This is a genomic window from Chromobacterium sp. W521 (assembly GCF_052805975.1).
The window spans coordinates 1-14,315 of the sequence record NZ_JBRBAF010000002.1 but is presented as its reverse complement, the minus strand read 5'-3'; the positions used below and the strand labels follow the sequence as shown (position 1 = coordinate 14,315).

Sequence of the window (14,315 nt, the reverse complement as noted above, 5' to 3'; positions counted from 1 at the left end):
GCCCGCCACCGGCGCGGCCGCTTGAAAGCGAATTGAATGACGACTTCCATCCACATTGCCAAAGGACTGAACACCATGCATCCGATCCAGACCCTGATCGAAGAAGCGTTTGAGAAGCGCGCCGAGATCACACCCGCCACCGTCTCCGCCGAACTCAAGGCCGCCATCGGCCAGGTGATCGCCGAACTGGACGCGGGCCGCCTGCGCGTGGCGGAAAAACAGGGGGCCGACTGGGTGGTGAACCAGTGGGTGAAGAAGGCGGTGCTGCTGTCCTTCCGCATTCGCGACAATGAACTCTCCGACGATGGCGTCAACCGCTACTTCGACAAAGTCGACACCAAGTTCGCCGACTGGACGCCGGCCCGCTTCCAGGAAGCCGGTTTCCGCGTGGTGCCGGGCGCGGTGGCGCGCAAGGGCAGCTTCATCGCCAAGAACACCGTACTGATGCCCTCCTACGTCAACATCGGCGCCTACGTCGACGAAGGCGCGATGGTAGACACCTGGGCCACCGTCGGCTCCTGCGCCCAGATCGGCAAGAACGTGCACCTGTCCGGCGGCGTCGGCATCGGCGGCGTGCTGGAGCCGCTACAGGCCAACCCCACCATCATCGAGGACAACTGCTTCATCGGCGCGCGTTCGGAAATCGTCGAAGGCGTGATCGTCGGCGAAGGCTCGGTGATCTCCATGGGCGTCTACATCGGCCAGTCCACCAAGATCTACGACCGCGAAACCGGTGAGGTCAGCTACGGCCGCGTGCCGCCGGGCTCGGTGGTGGTATCCGGCAACCTGCCCAGCAAGGATGGCAGCCACAGCCTTTACTGCGCGGTGATCGTTAAGAAAGTGGACGCTCAGACTCGCAGCAAAACCAGCATCAACGAGCTGCTGCGCGGCGTGTAAGCCCCCTCCATCCGCCGGCGCGGGCGGGCAGTCGGCTCGTCCGCTGCCCGCTCCTTTTCCCTCCATCGCGCCGCCAGCCGCATTGCAATGCAGCATATTTGCATCTTAAATGCTGTTGAAATTTGGCTAGTCCACGACAAGTCTATAAAATCTCCAGTTCGAAAAGAATCGGCAAAAAAGCGGCCGCTCTCCAAGCACCTCTCACTCCAAGGCGCAATGCAAGGTCGGCGCGGGAATGACGGGCTTCAAGAGCCGCTTTGCCTGAACGGCCCGCCATCGCACCGCTCCGGGTCCGCCGTTTCAACCGAAGCCGTCCGCGGCTTCACGCATGCTATCTGGAAACTTTGTGTCTTCTGACAATTTCATTGAATTCAGAAACGTCAGCTTCGCCTATGGCGAGCGGCCCATTCTGAAAAACCTCAACCTTGCTATTCCGCGCGGAAAGCTGGTGGCCGTCATGGGCGGCAGCGGCAGCGGCAAGACCACGCTGCTGCGGCTGATCTCGGGCCAGAACCGTCCGCAAAGCGGCGAAGTGCTGGTTGACGGCAAGAGCGTCGCCAAGATGAGCTCCGCCGAGCTTTATCAACACCGCCGCCGCATGGGCATGCTGTTCCAGTTCGGCGCGCTCTTCACCGATCTGTCGGTGTTCGACAACGTCGCCTTCCCCATTCGCGAGCACACCAAGCTGCCGGACAGCATGATCCGCGACCTGGTGACCATGAAGCTGGAAGCCGTTGGCTTGCGCGGCACCCAGCAGCTGATGCCGGCCGAGCTGTCCGGCGGCATGGCGCGCCGGGTGGCGCTGGCCCGCGCCATCGCGCTGGATCCCCAGCTGATGCTGTACGACGAGCCTTTCACCGGACTGGATCCGATCTCGCTGGGCGTGATCGCCCACCTGATCAAAAAACTCAACAACGCGCTGGGCACCACCGCGGTGATGGTCACCCACGACGTGCACAAATCGCTGGAGATCGTGGATCACGTGCTCTTCGTCGCCGGCGGCGAGATCGTCGCCCAAGGCACGCCGGACCAAGTGCGCAACTCGGATTCGCCATGGGTTCACCAGTTCATCTGGGGCGAGGCCGACGGTCCGGTGCATTACGCCTACCCGGCGGAGCGCTCTCTCGCCGAAGATCTGGGACTCAACGGAGGCCGCCATGCTTGATTTGATCGCCTCGCCCCTGCGCAAGCTCGGCCACCTCACCATCAACGCCGTCTGGCGGCTGGGCTTCGCCTGCCGCTTCCTCGTGGCCATCCTGCGGGGCAGCGGCCAGAGCCTGCTGCGGCCGCAGCTGACCATACGCGAGGTCTATTTCGCCGGCGTGATGTCCTTGATCATCATCCTGGTGTCCGGTCTCTTCGTCGGCATGGTGCTGGGCCTGCAAGGCTACAGCACCCTCGCCAAGTTCGGCTCCGCCGACGCGCTGGGCGCGGTGGTGGCGCTGGCGCTGCTGCGCGAGCTGGGCCCGGTGCTGGCCGCGCTATTGTTCGCCAGCCGCGCCGGCAGCGCGATGACGGCCGAAATCGGCCTGATGAAAACCACCGAGCAACTGGACGCGATGAGCGTGATGGCGGTCGATCCCATCGCTCGCGTGGTGGCGCCCCGCTTCTGGGCCGGCGTCATCTCCATGCCCATCCTGGCCGCGCTGTTCAACGTGGTCGGCATTTTTGGCGGCTACCTGGTGGGCGTGGTGATGATAGGCCTGGATGTCGGCACGTTCTGGTCGCAGATGCAGGCCAATGTCGACCTGCATTTCGACGTGGTCAACGGACTGATCAAGAGCCTGTGCTTCGGCGTCGCCGTCACCCTGATCGCCGTGTTCGAAGGCTACGACGCCACTCCGACGGCCAGCGGCGTGTCCGCCGCCACCACCCGGACTGTCGTCACCTCCGCATTGGTCATCCTGGCGCTGGATTTCATCCTGACCGCCTTCATGTTCTAGGAAAAACCCGAATGAAACGCTCTACTATTGACTTGTGGGTAGGCATTTTCGTGGCGCTGGGCATTGCCGCCGTCACCTTCCTGTCGCTGAAAGTGGCCAACCTGGTCCCGCAAAGCGCCAACCAGACCTATGTGCTGTACGCCGACTTCGACAATGTCGGCGGACTGAAGGTCAAAGCGCCGGTCAAGGAAGCCGGTGTGGTGATCGGACGCGTGGCCGACATCCGGCTCAACCCGAAAACTTATCGCGCCCGCGTGACTCTGAATATTGACAAGGCCTATCAGATCAGCGACGACGCCAGCGCGTCCATTCTGACCGCCGGCCTGCTGGGCGAACAATATATCGGCATGCTGCAGGGCGGTTCGGAAACCAATCTGGCCCCGGGCGGCACCATCACCATCACCTCCTCCGCCATGGTGCTGGAACAATTGATCGGTAAGTTCATGACGGGCTTTACCGATAGCAACAAGAGCGCTGACAAATAGCGCGGCACAAAGACGGGGCACCCCGCAACAAACTGCCGGCCGGCGAGCCGTCCGCGCCGCCGGCTTACTCGCAATCGATTGGAAAAACGATGAAAAAACTGCTCGCATTCTGCTGTCTGCTGTTCGGCCTGTCCGCTGTGGCCCAAGCCGCCGGCGACGCCCCCACCGATGTAATCAAAGACGCATCCCGCCAGGTGCTGGAAGTGCTGAAACAGGACAACGGCAAGAACACCAAGCAAATCCGCCAGCAGGCGGAAGCGGTAGCGGTGCCGATGTTCGACTTCCCGCGCATGACCGCGCTGGCCGTGGGCCTGGGCTGGCGTCAGGCCAGCGCCGAACAGCGCGCCCAACTGACTCAGCAGTTCCAGACCCTGCTGGTGCGCACCTATTCCGCCACCATGACCCGTTTCAAAACCGCCCAGGTCGACGTCAAGCCCAATCCGTTGATGAGCAACGGCGACCGCGACGCCACGGTGAAAACCACGGTCAGCCTGCCGGGCAACGCCAACCCAGTAGCGGTGGACTACTCACTGAACAAGGGCCCGCAAGGCTGGAAGATCTATAACGTGAGCGTGGAAGGCGCCAGCCTGGTCACCGTCTATCGCAATTCCTTCAATGAAGAAGTGCGCAAAAACGGCGTGGACGGTCTGATCAAGCTGCTGCAGAACAAGAACGCCGCTCCGGTGGCCGCGGCGCCCGCAAATAAGGGCAACGGCTGATGTTGGAGCGCACCGCCCCCGGTCAGGCGCGGCTCAGCGGCCGGCTGAACATGGATAGCTGCGGCCCGCTGGCCGCGCCGCTGGCCAAACTCGCCGGAGAAGCGCCGTTGTGCCTGGACTTGTCCGGCATAGCCGGAGCCGACTCCGCCGCCTTGGCTCTGCTGCTCGGCGCGCGTCGCGCCGCCGATGCCGCCGGTCACGCCCTGTCCCTGGAAAACTGGCCAAGCGGGCTCAGCGCCCTGCTCGACCTTTACTCGCTGGCGGAATTGCTGTCCGCCCCAGCGGCGGAATGATATGCGGAGAGGATTTATGTCGTCCCTTAAACCCGCGCTGACCGGCCTGGCGCTATCGCTGCTGCTAGCCGGCTGCGCCAGCAACCCAACGGTGCCTTACGACCGCTTCGAGCCGTACAACCGCGCCATGTACCAGGTCAACGATACCGCAGACCGCTACGTGATCAAGCCCGTGGCCGAAGGCTACAAGGCCATCACGCCGTCGCCGGTGCGCACTGGCGTCAGCAATTTCTTCGACAACCTCAAGGATGTCTACAGCGCGCTGTCCAATGCCTTGCGCGCCGAGCCGGAAAAAGCGCTGAACGACGTGATGCGGGTGGCGATGAACACCGGCTTCGGCCTGTTCGGCCTGATCGACATCGCCAGCCAGGCCGGCCTGAAGAACAACAAGACCACGCTGGGCGACACCTTCGCCGCCTGGGGATGGCACGACAGCAACTATCTGGTGCTGCCCTTCTTCGGCCCGTCCACCGTGCGCGACGGCACCGGCCTGACCGTCTCGCTGGCCGGCCCCGGTCCAGAAAAGATGTTTTACGACACCACTTGGCAAGCGGTGGGCTTTTACGGCCTGTACGGCGTGAATACCCGCGCCCGCTATCTGGGCGTGGAAGCCATGCTCAACACCGCGGCGCTGGACCCGTACACGTATACCCGCGACGCTTATATGCAGCTGCGCGCACAGCAGCTGGGCCTGCCCAACCCGACCCAGGCCACCGACAATTTCAACCTTGACGAGCTGGTTGACTCCCCGGCCGGCAAGCAGGACAGCTCGGCGCCGGCTACGGCCACTCCCAACGCCAAGGCCGCGGCCTCCGCCGCGCAGTAAATCCGCACCCTCCGCTGCCGGCCGTCTCAACGAGCCGGCAGCGTTCTTTTTCACTTCTCAACAGGAAACGCCATGAGCAATCTGCCAGCCTGTCCGCAATGCAACTCCGAATACACCTATCAGGATGGCGCGATGTATGTCTGCCCGGAGTGCGCGCACGAATGGAACGAGCAAGCCGCCCCCGCCGAAGAAACCCGCGTGATCAAGGACGCCAACGGCAATGTGCTGCAAGACGGTGACAGCGTCACCGTGATCAAGGACCTGAAAGTCAAAGGCTCCTCGCTGGTGGTGAAAGTAGGCACCAAGGTGAAGAACATCCGCCTGGTCGACGGCGATCACGACATCGATTGCAAAATCGACGGCATCGGCGCGATGAGCCTCAAGTCCGAATTCGTCAAGAAAGCGTAACGCCCACTCCGCAAAGCAAAACGCCACGGCTCCAGCCGTGGCGTTTTTCATTGCAAAAGCAAACTTATCGCTTAGAGCCTGTCTACGATCCCGCGAGCTAGAGCGGAGCAAGGCGAAAACGGCTGAGAAGGCGGAATGTACATACGGTACATGAGCATTTCAAAGGCGTACTCACCCTGCAACGCTCGACGACGCGCAGCAGATCGTAAACAGGTGCTTAGCTGATGCGTTCGATCAGCGCGCCTACCGCACCCAGCTTCTTCTCGATGTACTCGTAGCCGCGATCCAGGTGGTAGATGCGGTCAACAATGGTTTCGCCCTCGGCCACCAGGCCGGCGATCACCAGGCTGGCCGACGCGCGCAGATCCGTGGCCATCACCGTGGCGCCGGACAGCTTCTCCACGCCTTTGATGATGGCGGTATTGCCTTCCACCTCAATGTTGGCGCCCATGCGGTTCAGCTCCGGCACGTGCATGAAGCGGTTCTCGAAAATGGTTTCGGTCACCACGCCTGCGCCCTCGGCCACGCAATTCAGCGTCATCAACTGCGCCTGCATGTCGGTGGGGAAAGCCGGGTAAGGCAAGGTGCGGAAGTTCACCGCCTGCGGACGGCGCTTCATGTCCAGCGAGATCCAGTCGTCGCCGCACTCCACCACCGCGCCGGTTTCCGCCAGCTTGTCCAGCACCGCTTCCATGCTCTTGGGCGCGGCGTTGCGCAGCACAATGTGGCCGCGCGTCATCGCGCCGGCCACCAGGAAAGTGCCCGCCTCGATCCGGTCCGGCATCACAGCGTAATCTGCGCCGTGCAAACGCTCCACGCCCTCGATCACCAGCCGGTCGGTGCCGATGCCGCTGATCTTGGCGCCCATCGCCACCAGACAGTTGGCCAGATCGGTCACTTCCGGCTCGCGCGCGGCGTTTTCCAGCACCGTGGTGCCTTCGGCCAGCGTCGCCGCCATCAGCAGGTTCTCGGTACCGCCCACGGTCACCATGTCCATGATGATGCGGGCGCCGCGCAGGCGGCGGGCCTTGGCCTTGACGTAGCCGTGCTCGATGCTGACCTCGGCGCCCATCGCCACCAGACCCTTGATGTGCTGGTCCACCGGCCGGCTGCCAATGGCGCAGCCGCCCGGCAGGGACACCGTGGCCTCGCCGAAGCGCGCCAGCGTCGGGCCCAGCACCAAAATGGACGCGCGCATGGTCTTCACCAGATCGTACGGCGCCACCAGGCTGTCCAGATGACCGGCGGTGATTTCCATCTCGTGCACATTATCGGTCATCACCCGCACCCCCATGCCCTGCAACAGCTTCTGGGTGGTGGCGATATCGCGCAACATCGGCACATTGGTGAAACGCATGGTGTCGCCGGTCAGCAGGCTGGCGCACAGGATGGGCAGGGCGGCGTTCTTGGCGCCGGAAACGCGGATCTCGCCGTTAAGCGGACCGTTGCCGATGATTTTCAGTTTATCCATGACGGATCAGCCTTGCAGTTTTTGCCATTCGTCCGGCGTGGCGGCCTTGACGATGGACAGAGCGTGAATTTCATTGCTGGCCAGGCGGGTGGCGATCACCTCCTTGACCAGGCGGTGGCGATCGATCAGGCGCTTGCCCTCGAAAGCCGCCGACACGATGGTGGCGTAGAAGTGGTGGCCATCGCCCTCCACTTCCAGATGGGTACAGGCCAAACCGGCCTCGATGTATTCTTTGACTTGTTGCGGAGTAATCATGAGAAATCCCGTGGATACGCCTTAATGGCGCAGTTTATAGCCAGATTTGATCAGCCACAGCGTCAGGCCCGACAAGACGGCGAAGCTGCCGCCCACCACCCCGGCCGATAGCCAGGGGCTGACGTCGGCCTGGCCGAAGAAGCCGTAGCGGAAGCCGTCTATCATGTAGAACACCGGGTTCAGATGAGACGCGGCGTACCAGAACGGCGGCAGGCTGTTGATCGAATAGAACACGCCCGATAGGAAAGTCAGCGGCATGATCAGAAAGTTCTGGAAAGCGGCCAGCTGATCGAATTTTTCCGCCCAGATGCCGGCCAGGATGCCCAGCGCGCCCAGCACGCCGCAGCCCAGCACAGCGAAGACCAAGGCCCACAACGGCTGTGCCGGCAACGGCAGGCCGAACCAACCGGTGATCAGCAAGACCCCGGCGCCCACGGCCAGGCCGCGCACGACGGAGGCCAGCAGATAGGCGCCGAAAAACTCCACCGCGGTCAGCGGCGGCAGCAGCAGAAACACAATATTGCCGGTGATCTTGGACTGGATCAGGCTGCTGGAGCTGTTGGCGAAGGCGTTTTGCGCCATCGACATCATCGCCAGGCCCGGAATCAGAAAGGCGGTGTAGCTGATGCCAGGGTAAGCCTCGACATGACGCGACAGCACATGGGCGAAGATCAACTGATACATCAGCGCGGTCAACACCGGCGCGGCCACGGTCTGGAACGCCACTTTCCAGAAGCGGACCAGTTCTTTTTTGAAGAGGGTCATGAAGCCGGTCATGGCTGCGGCCCTCCATTCATCATCTTGACGAACACGCTTTCCAGATCCGTCTCCACCACGTTCAGTTCGCGCACTTCCACCGCCGCTTCGCGTAGCGCGGCCAGCACGGACTCCAGCTGGCCCAGATGCTCCAGCTGCAACACCACGCGGCGGTCTTCGTCGCGCAACTTCAGAGGCAACAGCGCCGTCGGCAACTCGCCGGACAACAGCAGCGCCACTTCGCGACGCGCGCTGTGCGCCAGCAGCTTGTCCTTGCTCTCCAGCGCCACCAGCCGGCCTTTCTTCAACATGGCGATGCGCGAGCACAAAGCCTCGGCTTCTTCCAAGTAATGGGTGGTCAGCACGATGGTGTGGCCGGCGCGGTTCAGTTCCTGCACAAACACCCATAGGCTCTGGCGCAGTTCAACGTCCACGCCGGCGGTGGGTTCGTCCAGCACAATGACCGGCGGGCGGTGCACCAAGGCCTGGGCCACCATCACCCGGCGCTTCATGCCGCCGGACAGCGCGCGCATATTGCTGTGCGCCTTGTCCGCCAGGCCCAGCTTGAACAGCAGTTCGTCTATCCAGTCGTCGTTGCGGCCCAAGCCGAAGTAGCCGGACTGAAAACGCAATGTTTCGCGCACCGACAAGAAGGGATCGAACACCAGTTCCTGCGGCACCACGCCAAGCGCCTTGCGCGCGGCGCGGAAATCGCCGACCACATCGTGCCCCATGATGCGGATGGAACCGCTGTCCGGCCGCGACAAGCCGGCCATCGCGGAAATCAATGTGGTCTTGCCGGCGCCGTTGGGACCGAGCAGGGCGAAGAATTCGCCGGGGGCGACGGTGAAGCCCACCTGGTCCAGCGCCTGCAGCTGGCCATAGCGCTTGCTCACCGCCTGAATTTCAATAGCCTGGGGCATGAGAGAGGTAACACCGACAACGCCGCGCGGCGTAAGCCGCCAACGACGCTAATGGTTTGACAAAAAAGGTCAATTATAGCGCTGGGCTACGTTTGAGGGGAGAGTTCTTCCATCACTTCCGGCAAGAAAATGCCGCGATAGACATACTGCAACAGTTGCGTGGCATTCTCGCCCAAATTGGTCTGGCTGCCGTCCGCCAGCCAACGGTTGATCAGGCCGTGGTGCATCGATTGCAACACCTCGGCCACCGTTTCCGGATTCACGTACGGCAAGGTCTGGCCGGCATCCACCGCCATTTGCACCACCAGGGTCAACTGCTCGCGGGTTTCTTGCATATGCGCAACACACTCGTCGTGAATGGGGGCCAGCTCGCCGACATGCTCGCTCCGCATAAACAGAATGAGTAAAATACGACGAACCTGTGGGTTATCCCCAATCATGGTCAGCAGCCGGTGGCTATGGTTCCACAAGGCCAGTGCCGGACTCGAGTGTGCCGTTCTCAACAAGTGCTCACAGATGTCATCAAACTGTCCGCTCATCCTGTCCAGCATTGCCCGGTACAAGTCCAGCTTGTTCTGGAAATGCCAATACACAGCGCCGCGCGTCAATCCTGCCGCGCTGGCGATGTCGGCCAGTGTCGTTTTGGAGACACCCTTCTCGCTAAAGAGCTGCTCCGCCGTATCCAGCAGCAAATGCCGCGTTTGTTCGGCTTCTTCCCGGGTTTTGCGTGCCATGTTGAACGTATCGCTGATCAAGGAGTCTGTCGGAAGCCCGCACCATAACACAATGCGTCGCTGGAAGCATTTTACATACGTACACGCATGTATGTAAAATGTCGCGATCCAATATCGATCAATTTCCACTATCAAAGAAAAATTGCAGTACCTTTTACTTATAACACTCATATCTCCACATTCCTGAGGACATCCCATGAAGATGCAAGGAAACACCTTCGCCCAGAAAGGCGGGCAATGGCTGTTGCTCACTGCCTTGGCCGCCAGCCTGATGGCCTGCGGTCAAAAAAACGACAAGCATGCCGGCGCCATGCCGCCGATGCCGGTGGGCGTGCTCGAGATCGCGCCTAGCGATGTGCCCGTCTCCTTCGAATTCGTCGGCCAGGCCGCCGGTTCGCGCGAAGTGGAAGTGCGCGCCCGTGTGGGCGGCATTCTGCTCAAGCGCGCCTACACCGAAGGCAAGCCGGTGAAACAAGGCGACTTGCTGTTCCAGATTGATCCGGAGCCGTTGAAGGCGGCGCTGGACCAAGCCCAGGGCAATCTGCAAGTGCAACAGGCTCAGTTGGTGCGCACCAAACAGGATTACGACCGCATCACCCCGCTGTTCAAGGAGAACGCGGTCAGCCAGAAGGACCGCGATGACGCGGTCAGCGCTTACGAGGCCGCCAAGGCGTCCGTCGCAGCCGCCCAGGCCCAGGTGCAGCAGGCCAAGATCAATCTTGGCTACGCCCGCGTCACCGCGCCGATTTCCGGCATGACCAGCCAGGAAACCCGCTCCGAAGGCAGCCTGGTGTCCACCACCGCCGAAGGCAGCCTGCTGACCAAGGTGTCCCAGCTGGACCCGATCTACGTCAACTTCAGCATGTCCGACAACGACATGATGAATCTGCGCAAGATGCAGGATTCCGGCCAATTGAAGCTGGCCGCCAACGGCCACTTCAACGTGCAGCTGAAGCTGACCGACGGCTCCACCTATGGCAAAAGCGGCCGCTTGAACTTTACCGACAGCTTGGTTGACGCCAGCACCGGCACCATCCGCTCGCGCGCCACTTTCGCCAATCCGGACGGCGGCATCCTGCCCGGCCAGTTCGTGCGCGTGATCCTGCAAGGCGCCAAGCGCAGCAACGCCATCGCCGTGCCGCAGCGCGCGGTGCTGACCTCGCAGCAGGGCAAGATGGTGTGGGTCGTCGGCGCCGACAACAAGGTGCAGCCGCGCCCCATCACCGTGTCCCAGGATGTGGGCCTCAACGTGCTGGTGGAAAGCGGCCTGAAAGCCGGCGACAAGGTGGTGGTGGACAACATCATCAAACTGCGCCCGGGCGCGGACGTGAAACCGCATCCGTTCAAGGCCGACGCCAGCGCGCCCGCCGCCGCGCCCAAACAATAAGGCAAAGGGGTAACCATCCATGTTTTCCGCCTTTTTCATCAGGCGGCCCATCTTCGCCAGCGTGATCTCCATCGTGATCACACTGGCCGGCTTGGCCGCCCTCAAGGCATTGCCCATTGAGCAGTACCCGGAAATCGTGCCGCCGATGATCTCGGTGAGCGCGAGCTACCCGGGCGCCTCCGCCGAGGTGATCGCCAACACCGTCGCTTCGCCGCTGGAACAGGCGATCAACGGCGTGGACGACATGCTCTACGTGCAGTCCACCAGTTCCTCCAGCGGCAAGCTGTCGTTGAGCGTGACCTTCAAGATCGGCACCGACGCCGACCAAGCCACCATCAACGTCAACAACCGCGTGCAGTCGGTGCTGTCGCAACTGCCGGAAGAAGTGCGCCGGCAGGGCGTCAACGTGACCAAGAAATCCTCGGCCTTCCTGCAGGTGATTTCGCTGTTCTCTCCGGACAAGACCTACGACACCCTGTTCATCAGCAACTATGCGCTGTTGAACGTGGTGGACGAGCTGAAGCGGGTTCCGGGCGTGGGCGACGTGATCAACTTCGCCGGCCAGGACTACTCGATGCGCGTCTGGCTGAAACCCGATCGCCTGGCCCAGCTCAAGCTGACGCCCAGCGACGTGGCCGCCGCCATCCGCGAGCAGAACGCACAGTTCGCCGCCGGCAAGGTGGGCGCAGAGCCGGTCAAGGGCAAGCAAGACTTCACCTACACCGTGACCACCCAGGGCCGCCTGTCCGAGCCGGAAGAGTTCGAGAACATCATCTTGCGCTCCAACTCGGATGGCTCCGCCGTGCGGCTGAAGGACGTGGCGCGCGTGGAATTGGGCGCCTTGTCCTATGACTTCACCGGCACGCACAACGGCCGGCCCACCATCCCGATCGGCATCTTCCTGGCGCCGGGCGCCAACCAGTTGGCTACCGCGCAAGCCGTGGAACAGACCATGCAGAAGCTGGCTGTGAGCTTCCCCAAAGGTCTGAACTACGCCATCCCCTACGACACCACCAAGTTCGTGGAAGTGTCGATCAAGGAGGTGTACTCCACACTGGCCGAAGCCATGGTGCTGGTATTCCTGGTGGTGTTCCTGTTCTTGCAGAACTGGCGCGCAACCTTGATTCCCTGCCTGGCGGTGCCCGTCTCCATCATCGGCACTTTCGCCGGCATGTACGCCTTCGGCTTCACCATCAATACCCTGACGCTGTTCGGCCTGGTACTGGCCATCGGCATCGTGGTGGACGACGCCATCGTGGTGCTGGAAAACGTCGAACGCCTGATGACGCAGGAAAAACTGTCGCCGCTGCAAGCCAGCTTCAAGGCGATGGATGAGGTATCCGGCGCGCTGGTGGCCATCGTATTGGTGCTGTGCTCGGTATTCATCCCGGTCGCCTTCCTCGGCGGCATCGCAGGCCAGATGTACAAACAGTTCGCCATCACCATCGCGGTGTCGGTGTCGATTTCCGGCCTGGTGGCCCTGACCCTGACCCCGGCGCTGTGCGCGCTGCTGTTGAAAGAAGGCCATCAGCATCCGGCCCGCTTCTTCGTCTGGTTCAACAACTGGTTCGACCGCCTGACCCAAGGTTATTCCCGCGGCGTGGTGTTCCTGATCAAGCGCAGCGCGGTGGGCATCCTGCTGTTCGCCGGCCTGATCGCCATCTGCGTTGGCCTGTTCCGCATGATCCCGTCCAGCCTGGCGCCGGACGAGGATCAGGGCTACATCATCGCCGCCGCCTTCCTCCCGGATGGCGCGTCGATGCAGCGCACCTCGGCCACCATGACCAAGCTGGACGCAATGACCAGCAAGAACCCGGCGGTCAAGGACGTAATGAGCTTCGCCGGCTTCGACATCCTCACCGGCGGCAACAAGACCAACGCCGGCGTGTCCTTCATCACCCTGAAGCCGTGGGGTGAGCGCAAAGCGCCCAACCTGTCGTCGCAGGCGGTGGTGGGCGACACCTTCGCCAAAGGCATGATGGGCATTACCGACGGCATCGTGCTGGCCTTCAACCCGCCGCCGATCTCCGGCATGTCCAACACCGGCGGTTTCGAGGCCTATGTGCAAAGCCGCGGCGGCGCCAGTTCCGTGGAACTGGGCGAGGTCACCAAGAAACTGGTGGCAGCGGCCGCCAAACGTCCGGAGCTGAAAGGGGTGCAAACCACCTTCTCCGCCAGCGTGCCGCAGATCTACGTCAAGCTGGACCGGGCCAAGGCCAAGTCTCTGGGCGTGCCGGTCAACACCGTGTTCGACACCATGCAGAGCACCTTCGGCGCACTGTACGTCAACGACTTCAACAAATTCGGCCGCACCTTCCGCGTGCAGCTGCAATCGGAGGCGGATTTCCGCACCCGGGTTGAAGACCTGCGCAACATCTACGTGCGTTCGCAGGACGGCAATATGATCCCGCTGACTGCGCTGGTCACCATCAAGCACACCACCGGCCCGGAAAGCTTGGAACGCTTCAACATCTTCCCGGCGGCCAAGCTGGTGGGCGGCCCCGCGCCAGGTTTCAGTTCCGGCGAGGCGCTGAACGTGCTGGAGGCCGTGGCCAAGGAAACCCTGCCGGACGGCTACACCCTGGCGTGGACCGGTTCCGCCTTCCAGGAAAAATCCACCAGCGGCTCGTCCGCCGTCGTGTTCGGCTTTGGTATGATCATGGTGTTCCTGATCCTGGCGGCGCAGTATGAGCGCTGGAGCCTGCCTATCAGCGTGCTGATGGCGGTGCCCTTCGCCATGTTCGGCGCGCTGATGGCCAACTGGCTGCGCGGTCTCGCCAACGACGTCTACTTCCAAGTGGCGCTGGTGACGCTGATCGGCCTATCGGCCAAGAACGCGATCCTGATCGTGGAGTTCGCCGTCCAGCAAATGGAAGAAGAAGGACTGAGCGTGGTAGACGCCGCCATCGCCGCTGCCAAGCTGCGTTTCCGTCCAATCGTGATGACTTCGCTGGCCTTCGTGCTGGGTTGTATGCCTCTGGCCATCTCCAGCGGCGCCGGCTCCGCCAGCCGCCACTCGATCGGCACCGGCGTGGTGGGCGGCATGTTGGCCGCCACCTTCATCGCCACCTTCTTCATCCCGATGTTCTTCATGCTCATCATGAAGTTCAGCAAACCGAAACAGCCTCAGCCCGCGGCCGAGGCAGGAGACAAGGCCGATGCTTAAACGCGCCCTGATTCCCTCATTGGTGGCGCTGGCGCTGACCGCTTGCGCGGTT

At 62.4% G+C, this 14,315-nt stretch carries 15 protein-coding genes; 10 read left to right on the top strand and 5 right to left on the bottom strand.

The genetic code is table 11. The features are described from left to right. The first annotated feature begins 75 nt into the window (after positions 1–75). The 8 genes from dapD to ACUXV1_RS02440 all read left to right on the top strand — a co-directional run bounded on the left by dapD (position 76) and on the right by ACUXV1_RS02440 (position 5,571). A complete protein-coding gene (gene dapD, locus ACUXV1_RS02475; protein WP_446014738.1) occupies positions 76–897 on the top strand; it encodes a 2,3,4,5-tetrahydropyridine-2,6-dicarboxylate N-succinyltransferase in 822 nt (273 codons plus the stop codon). A gap of 346 nt (positions 898–1,243) precedes the next feature. Continuing rightward, complete coding sequence (locus ACUXV1_RS02470; protein WP_043636732.1) at positions 1,244–2,062, top strand: ABC transporter ATP-binding protein; 819 nt, start codon at positions 1,244–1,246, stop codon at positions 2,060–2,062. After that, positions 2,055–2,840 (top strand): lipid asymmetry maintenance ABC transporter permease subunit MlaE, encoded by a 786-nt coding sequence (gene mlaE / locus ACUXV1_RS02465; RefSeq protein ID WP_043636729.1) that lies wholly within the window; start codon positions 2,055–2,057, stop codon positions 2,838–2,840. The genes ACUXV1_RS02470 and mlaE overlap by 8 nt, the downstream gene beginning before the upstream one ends. A gap of 11 nt (positions 2,841–2,851) precedes the next feature. Beyond that, on the top strand, positions 2,852–3,325 hold the full coding sequence (gene mlaD / locus ACUXV1_RS02460) for an outer membrane lipid asymmetry maintenance protein MlaD (protein ID WP_019103827.1): 474 nt from the start codon (positions 2,852–2,854) through the stop codon (positions 3,323–3,325). A gap of 89 nt (positions 3,326–3,414) precedes the next feature. Then, on the top strand, positions 3,415–4,044 hold the full coding sequence (locus tag ACUXV1_RS02455) for an MlaC/ttg2D family ABC transporter substrate-binding protein (RefSeq protein ID WP_019103826.1): 630 nt from the start codon (positions 3,415–3,417) through the stop codon (positions 4,042–4,044). Further along, positions 4,044–4,337, top strand: a complete 294-nt coding sequence (locus tag ACUXV1_RS02450) for an STAS domain-containing protein (protein WP_446014731.1) — start codon at positions 4,044–4,046, stop codon at positions 4,335–4,337. The genes ACUXV1_RS02455 and ACUXV1_RS02450 overlap by 1 nt, the downstream gene beginning before the upstream one ends. 16 nt (positions 4,338–4,353) lie before the next feature. Beyond that, positions 4,354–5,163 (top strand): MlaA family lipoprotein, encoded by an 810-nt coding sequence (locus ACUXV1_RS02445; RefSeq protein WP_446014732.1) that lies wholly within the window; start codon positions 4,354–4,356, stop codon positions 5,161–5,163. A 72-nt stretch (positions 5,164–5,235) separates the two neighbouring features. Further along, on the top strand, positions 5,236–5,571 hold the full coding sequence (locus ACUXV1_RS02440; protein ID WP_043589429.1) for a zinc ribbon domain-containing protein YjdM: 336 nt from the start codon (positions 5,236–5,238) through the stop codon (positions 5,569–5,571). A 217-nt stretch (positions 5,572–5,788) separates the two neighbouring features. On the opposite strand, the gene murA is transcribed toward ACUXV1_RS02440, so the two are convergent. The 5 genes from murA to ACUXV1_RS02415 form a co-directional block, all read right to left on the bottom strand. Next, complete coding sequence (murA, locus tag ACUXV1_RS02435; protein WP_043636718.1) at positions 5,789–7,042, bottom strand: UDP-N-acetylglucosamine 1-carboxyvinyltransferase; 1,254 nt, start codon at positions 7,040–7,042, stop codon at positions 5,789–5,791. Between the two features lie 6 nt (positions 7,043–7,048). Beyond that, positions 7,049–7,297, bottom strand: coding sequence for a BolA family protein (locus tag ACUXV1_RS02430; RefSeq protein ID WP_019103821.1), 249 nt, complete (start codon positions 7,295–7,297; stop codon positions 7,049–7,051). A 21-nt stretch (positions 7,298–7,318) separates the two neighbouring features. Beyond that, positions 7,319–8,074: an ABC transporter permease gene (locus tag ACUXV1_RS02425; protein ID WP_019103820.1), complete on the bottom strand. Its 756-nt coding sequence runs from the start codon at positions 8,072–8,074 to the stop codon at positions 7,319–7,321. Further along, complete coding sequence (locus tag ACUXV1_RS02420) at positions 8,071–8,976, bottom strand: ABC transporter ATP-binding protein (protein ID WP_043636715.1); 906 nt, start codon at positions 8,974–8,976, stop codon at positions 8,071–8,073. Before ACUXV1_RS02420 ends, ACUXV1_RS02425 begins: the two co-directional genes overlap by 4 nt. Positions 8,977–9,062: 86 nt before the next feature. Continuing rightward, positions 9,063–9,710, bottom strand: coding sequence for a TetR family transcriptional regulator (locus ACUXV1_RS02415; protein WP_043636878.1), 648 nt, complete (start codon positions 9,708–9,710; stop codon positions 9,063–9,065). Between the two features lie 196 nt (positions 9,711–9,906). Between ACUXV1_RS02415 and ACUXV1_RS02410 the strand changes: the two genes are divergently transcribed. Both ACUXV1_RS02410 and ACUXV1_RS02405 read left to right on the top strand, forming a co-directional pair. Beyond that, complete coding sequence (locus ACUXV1_RS02410; protein ID WP_446014734.1) at positions 9,907–11,097, top strand: efflux RND transporter periplasmic adaptor subunit; 1,191 nt, start codon at positions 9,907–9,909, stop codon at positions 11,095–11,097. A 19-nt stretch (positions 11,098–11,116) separates the two neighbouring features. Further along, positions 11,117–14,263 (top strand): efflux RND transporter permease subunit, encoded by a 3,147-nt coding sequence (locus ACUXV1_RS02405; RefSeq protein ID WP_114155273.1) that lies wholly within the window; start codon positions 11,117–11,119, stop codon positions 14,261–14,263. Positions 14,264–14,315: the final 52 nt, after the last annotated feature.

What these genes read in the sequence shown, in the direction of transcription:
- ACUXV1_RS02430 (WP_019103821.1), bottom strand. Translation starts at nt 7,297, where the DNA reads ATGATTACTCCGCAACAAGTCAAAGAATACATCGAGGCCGGTTTGGCC.
- ACUXV1_RS02410 (WP_446014734.1), top strand. Translation starts at nt 9,907, where the DNA reads ATGAAGATGCAAGGAAACACCTTCGCCCAGAAAGGCGGGCAATGGCTG.
- mlaD (WP_019103827.1), top strand. Translation starts at nt 2,852, where the DNA reads ATGAAACGCTCTACTATTGACTTGTGGGTAGGCATTTTCGTGGCGCTG.
- ACUXV1_RS02440 (WP_043589429.1), top strand. Translation starts at nt 5,236, where the DNA reads ATGAGCAATCTGCCAGCCTGTCCGCAATGCAACTCCGAATACACCTAT.
- murA (WP_043636718.1), bottom strand. Translation starts at nt 7,042, where the DNA reads ATGGATAAACTGAAAATCATCGGCAACGGTCCGCTTAACGGCGAGATC.
- mlaE (WP_043636729.1), top strand. Translation starts at nt 2,055, where the DNA reads ATGCTTGATTTGATCGCCTCGCCCCTGCGCAAGCTCGGCCACCTCACC.
- ACUXV1_RS02405 (WP_114155273.1), top strand. Translation starts at nt 11,117, where the DNA reads ATGTTTTCCGCCTTTTTCATCAGGCGGCCCATCTTCGCCAGCGTGATC.
- ACUXV1_RS02445 (WP_446014732.1), top strand. Translation starts at nt 4,354, where the DNA reads ATGTCGTCCCTTAAACCCGCGCTGACCGGCCTGGCGCTATCGCTGCTG.
- ACUXV1_RS02450 (WP_446014731.1), top strand. Translation starts at nt 4,044, where the DNA reads ATGTTGGAGCGCACCGCCCCCGGTCAGGCGCGGCTCAGCGGCCGGCTG.
- ACUXV1_RS02420 (WP_043636715.1), bottom strand. Translation starts at nt 8,976, where the DNA reads ATGCCCCAGGCTATTGAAATTCAGGCGGTGAGCAAGCGCTATGGCCAG.
- ACUXV1_RS02425 (WP_019103820.1), bottom strand. Translation starts at nt 8,074, where the DNA reads ATGACCGGCTTCATGACCCTCTTCAAAAAAGAACTGGTCCGCTTCTGG.
- ACUXV1_RS02415 (WP_043636878.1), bottom strand. Translation starts at nt 9,710, where the DNA reads ATGGCACGCAAAACCCGGGAAGAAGCCGAACAAACGCGGCATTTGCTG.
- dapD (WP_446014738.1), top strand. Translation starts at nt 76, where the DNA reads ATGCATCCGATCCAGACCCTGATCGAAGAAGCGTTTGAGAAGCGCGCC.
- ACUXV1_RS02455 (WP_019103826.1), top strand. Translation starts at nt 3,415, where the DNA reads ATGAAAAAACTGCTCGCATTCTGCTGTCTGCTGTTCGGCCTGTCCGCT.